The organism is Mucilaginibacter sp. P4_G9, assembly GCF_056400985.1.
This window is the reverse complement of sequence record NZ_JBFUKF010000412.1, coordinates 1-4,396: the sequence shown is the minus strand read 5'-3', so window position 1 is coordinate 4,396 and position 4,396 is coordinate 1. Positions and strand designations below refer to the sequence as shown.

Annotated in this window: 5 protein-coding genes; all 5 read left to right on the top strand. The window is 42.1% G+C overall.

Annotated features, from left to right (window positions below; all coding sequences use genetic code 11):
* Positions 1 to 224 precede the first annotated feature (224 nt).
* The 5 genes from AC1DPZ_RS22750 (at position 225) to AC1DPZ_RS22730 (ending at position 4,178) form a co-directional block, all read left to right on the top strand.
* On the top strand, positions 225 to 662 hold the full coding sequence (locus AC1DPZ_RS22750) for a hypothetical protein (RefSeq protein WP_477407759.1): 438 nt from the start codon (positions 225 to 227) through the stop codon (positions 660 to 662).
* 213 nt (positions 663 to 875) lie between these two features.
* Positions 876 to 1,199, top strand: a complete 324-nt coding sequence (locus AC1DPZ_RS22745) for a transposase (protein WP_477407757.1) — start codon at positions 876 to 878, stop codon at positions 1,197 to 1,199.
* A gap of 2 nt (positions 1,200 to 1,201) precedes the next feature.
* On the top strand, positions 1,202 to 2,089 hold the full coding sequence (locus AC1DPZ_RS22740) for an IS3 family transposase (RefSeq protein ID WP_477407755.1): 888 nt from the start codon (positions 1,202 to 1,204) through the stop codon (positions 2,087 to 2,089).
* A gap of 385 nt (positions 2,090 to 2,474) precedes the next feature.
* Entirely contained in the window at positions 2,475 to 2,828 is a 354-nt protein-coding gene (locus AC1DPZ_RS22735) for a hypothetical protein (protein WP_477407753.1), read from the top strand.
* 729 nt (positions 2,829 to 3,557) lie between these two features.
* Positions 3,558 to 4,178, top strand: coding sequence for an L-threonylcarbamoyladenylate synthase (locus tag AC1DPZ_RS22730; protein ID WP_477407751.1), 621 nt, complete (start codon positions 3,558 to 3,560; stop codon positions 4,176 to 4,178).
* The last annotated feature ends 218 nt before the right edge of the window (positions 4,179 to 4,396 follow it).

The following is a 4,396-nucleotide window of genomic DNA, read 5'->3' as shown; positions in this document are numbered from 1 at the left end:
TTCGTAATGACAATCGGTTTTAAGTATCGATTCAATCATTTCTATTTCTTCCGAACACTCAATATAAGCACCGTATTACACCAATAAACCATTTCGAGGATATTAAAATAGCCCGCAAATAAATTATTTTATTGAAAATCAATTACATACAATTTATATAGTACTTTGTATTGCATAATACTATATAAAACACCTATCTTTATCTAAACCTTAATAATCAACAAATGAAAACAGCATTCAACTTAAAAAAAACGCTTATCATCATCTTTTTGATGGTAGCAGGTTCCACAGCAGGATTTGCACAGTGCGAGCAAACCGTAACCTTAACATCATCAAAAACAAATCAGTTTGATGACCAGGGCCACATCGACAGCAGGGATGAACACACGGTTATTACCATTTCCAAAACAGAAATAACCATTGTTCCGGGAGGTGATGACCATAAGATGTCGGGACCAATCAGCTCAAAAACCTGCGACTGGCAAACGCCTTTTAAAGAAGGTAAAACAGTTATTAAAGCAAAACTTAGTGATGAAAATGGTGATCACGAAAAAAACGCCACAATAACTATTACGGGTGTAGCAGGCAAAGTTACGCTTACATTTGAAGCCGAGGAAAAGCCGGGAAAAAAGATCCAGGTAGTAGCCGATAAGTTTGAGTAGGCTTAATAATTTCTTTGCGTGAGGTGGATGGTATTCGTCTCACGCTTATTTTTTTTCAATATCTGCAATCGCAAGGTGAAATGATGTTTCAGCATGGCGACGAGCCGACTCACCCCGGCTACGCTACGCTGGCCGACCCTCTCTCCGGCTGCGCCGCAAACTGAGATGCATTAATAAAACCGGACAGTAGGATTTACTTAAATTAGCGAATCGATGCAAGGAAAAAAGTTAGACAGGCCCCGTAGGAAATACGATGCTGAGTTTAAATTAGATGTTGTAAGAATGGTGTTGAATGGTCGTTCGACCCGCGAGATATCGAAATCAATGGACCTTAATGAGAACATGATCCATCGATGGAGAACGGAATATACTGATTCTTTAGGATCATCACATTCTTCTACTATATCAGCAAACGCGGTTGTCATTCCGGATGTTTCCGGGGTTGAGCATGAGCGGATCAAGGCCCGCCTGCGTGAAGTGGAACAGGAAAGGGATATTTTAAAAAAAGCATTGGGCATTTTCAGCCGGGGGATTTAAAGATGGTTTATGCCTTTATTTTATCCCAGGAGCAACTTTTTCCGGTCACCATTATGTGCCAGGTTCTTTCGATAAGCCGCAGCTGTTATTATGTTTACCGAAAGCATGGTAATGCCCCTGAAAGTATCTTGAAACAACAAATAGAAAGCCAGGTAGTCGATGCCTTCACGCTACATAAGCGACGTTATGGCATCCGGCGGTTATTACCCGAGTTAGCAGATAGCGGTTTGAAGATAGGGCATTACAAGGTTCGGTGGATATTAAGGCGACACGGGTTAAAAGCGATTCAGCCTAAGTCATTCGTACCCAGAACTACCGATAGCAGGCATCCATACCCGATCAGTCCTAACTTATTAAAGGGCCGGGTGTTTCCCGTAAGGATCAATGAGGTATGGGTAGGTGACATTACCTATATCCCGTTAAAAGGCGGAGGGTGGGGCTTTCTTGCTGTCTGGATGGATCTGTTTTCCCGCAAGGTAACCGGCTGGCAACTATTAGGCCATATGAGGGAAGAACTGGTCATACAAGCGTTTAAAAAGTCCTTGAGCAACCGGAATGCGGTTAACGGTCTGATCATTCATTCAGATCGCGGCGGCCAGTATGCCGGAAAGATATTTCGTAAGCTGTTGACAGGGCATAAGTTGCTTCAAAGTATGAGTGGAGTTGACAACCCTTATGACAATGCTTTTATGGAATCGCACTTTTCCCGGTTTAAAGCGGAGTTGTTGCAGGGTGGGTCTTTTGATGGATTAGAAAATGCCCGCAAAGAGATCTTTGAATTTATAGAGATGTATTACAATCCTATCCGCAGGCATTCCTCACTGGGGTATATCAGCCCGGTGGCGTTTGAGCGACAGGCAAGTTATCAACAAAAACAGGAGTCCGGATAAAAAGAAAAAAAGAAGCAAAAAAAGAAAAACGAGTTGAAATATGGAAAACCTAAGGAGGTTTCCCACATTCCAACTCGACAAACAAACAACAAGTTATTATTAACCATATTTAAAAACTAAGAGAGTCCACTGTCCGGTTAAACCATCACACCTCAAACAGGGTGCAGCTCATTTTTTATATTTTTAGCCCCTCTATGCGCGAAGCGGAGAGAGGGGTGACGAGCGCAGCGATGTCGGGGTGAGTCGTTGCCAGCATACAAATCTCAACTTTTCATGAATCCCCCCTTCCATTTCTTCATCTACAAAATTGAAGCAAAACTTAACCTGCTGTTTATGATAAATTTTAATGCGGAACCTACTTTTACCGGCAGAAGAAACAACACTCATGAAAAGAAAATTTTTAACAACTGCATTGTTATCATGCTGCTTTTTAGCCTGTTTTGCTGCCATTGCCGATTTCTCGGGCAAGTGGACGGGTATCCTTACAACCGAGAATGGTGATAAATATCCCCTAATTTATGATTTTAAAATTGACGGTGATAAATTAACCGGATCTGCACAAACACCTAAAGGCGAACTCCCTATTGATGATGGTAAAGTAAACGGCGATAAATTCACTTTCACCGTAACATTAGGCGACCTCGAGATCCCTCACAGCGGTAAGTTTTATGGAGATTCTATCGGGGTTGATATAGCTGCTAATGGAGCAAAGGCCCATACAACGCTGAAGAGGAAGTAGAAGTGTTGCTTGCTGTTTGTTGGGTTTATCAAGAAGCTGCTTAAAATGAGACCGTCATTGCAAGCTGCTCAAATGGGATAAATGGACCGTCATTGCGAGGAACGAAGCAATCCCAAACTATACAGAGCGGATTTGCAAAACTACACTGTGAATCGGGGGATTGCTTCGTCCCTTATAATGATGCGCTTGCAAACAGCTGATTACCAGATCTATTTTTTTAATATAATCTATGTCATTGCGAGTATCCATCAGGTAAGAACCTGAAAAAAATCGCGATGACGTGTTTACTTATGCAAGTAGTTGGCCTGTCACCCTGAGCCTGTCGAAGGGTCGTGCGCAGAGGCCTTCACCCGCTATGCTTCGACAGGCTCAGCATGACAGCCCTTTTTTAACAATCATTCTCTCACAACGAGAAGTGTCTTTAGATATATTGATAATCAACCACTTGCAAGCACTTCATTATAAGGCACGAAGCAATCGCTTGCTATACAGAGCGGACCTGCACAGTTCACGATTGCCGCGCTGCGCTCGTATGACATGGGTGTTGTGCGACCCTAAACCCAACACGTCATCCTCATTTTTTCCAGGATTATCCTGGTGGATACTCGCAATGACGATCACAAGGCGGGTGTGGTATCYATACATGTCATTAAAACATGGTATTTATGACAATTATACCTGTATCACAACGTTTTTTAAACCACTTAGCGGTATATTTGTTTATCTATTATGCTTATTAAAATATATCCCGAAAACCCGAACCCGAAAGCTATAGAACAGGTTGTTGAAGTATTACGCAAAGGCGGATTAATCATCTATCCAACTGATACTATTTATGGCCTCGGTTGCGATATTACCAATCACAAAGCTATCGAAGCTATTTGCAGGATCAGGAATATCAAACCCGAAAAGGCAAATTTTTCCTTTATCTGTTACGACCTAAGCCATATATCCGACTATATAAAACCGATTGATAACACCACCTTCCGGGTGTTGAAAAAAGCGTTACCGGGGCCGTTCACTTTTATATTTAACGCCAGCCACAAAGTACCAAAGCTATTAAGCTCCAATAAAAAAACGGTTGGTATAAGGGTGCCCGATAATAATATTGCTCGCGAAATTGTGCACGTATTGGGCAACCCGATCCTTTCTACCTCTATCAGGGATGATGATGATATCATAGAATATTCTACTGACCCCGAACTGATCTATGAAAAATACCAGGACCTGGTTGATATAGTAATCGACGGCGGCTATGGCGATAACGTGGCTTCAACAGTTGTTGACTGCACATCCGGCGACTTTGAAGTTATCCGTGAAGGTAAAGGGGAACTGGAGTTGTATTTGTAGGCTGACCCAACCCGGAAGGGAGGGCTAATCTATGTACACTTCTTTCTTTATTCTTACAATATGTCATTTCGATGAGCCAGCGGGGATAGAAGCGCCGGGGCGAAGAGAAATCTCCTATGATGAAATTATGCGAAAAGCAGGGCTAAATATTCCTGAAAGGTGGTAATAGATTATTTAAAGTTATAATTTATAAACGATTATCCAAAGCGTGGCCATAT

Coding starts and splice junctions, on each gene's coding strand:
- AC1DPZ_RS22745 (WP_477407757.1), top strand. CDS start 876: ATGCAAGGAAAAAAGTTAGACAGGCCCCGTAGGAAATACGATGCTGAG.
- AC1DPZ_RS22730 (WP_477407751.1), top strand. CDS start 3,558: ATGCTTATTAAAATATATCCCGAAAACCCGAACCCGAAAGCTATAGAA.
- AC1DPZ_RS22740 (WP_477407755.1), top strand. CDS start 1,202: ATGGTTTATGCCTTTATTTTATCCCAGGAGCAACTTTTTCCGGTCACC.
- AC1DPZ_RS22750 (WP_477407759.1), top strand. CDS start 225: ATGAAAACAGCATTCAACTTAAAAAAAACGCTTATCATCATCTTTTTG.
- AC1DPZ_RS22735 (WP_477407753.1), top strand. CDS start 2,475: ATGAAAAGAAAATTTTTAACAACTGCATTGTTATCATGCTGCTTTTTA.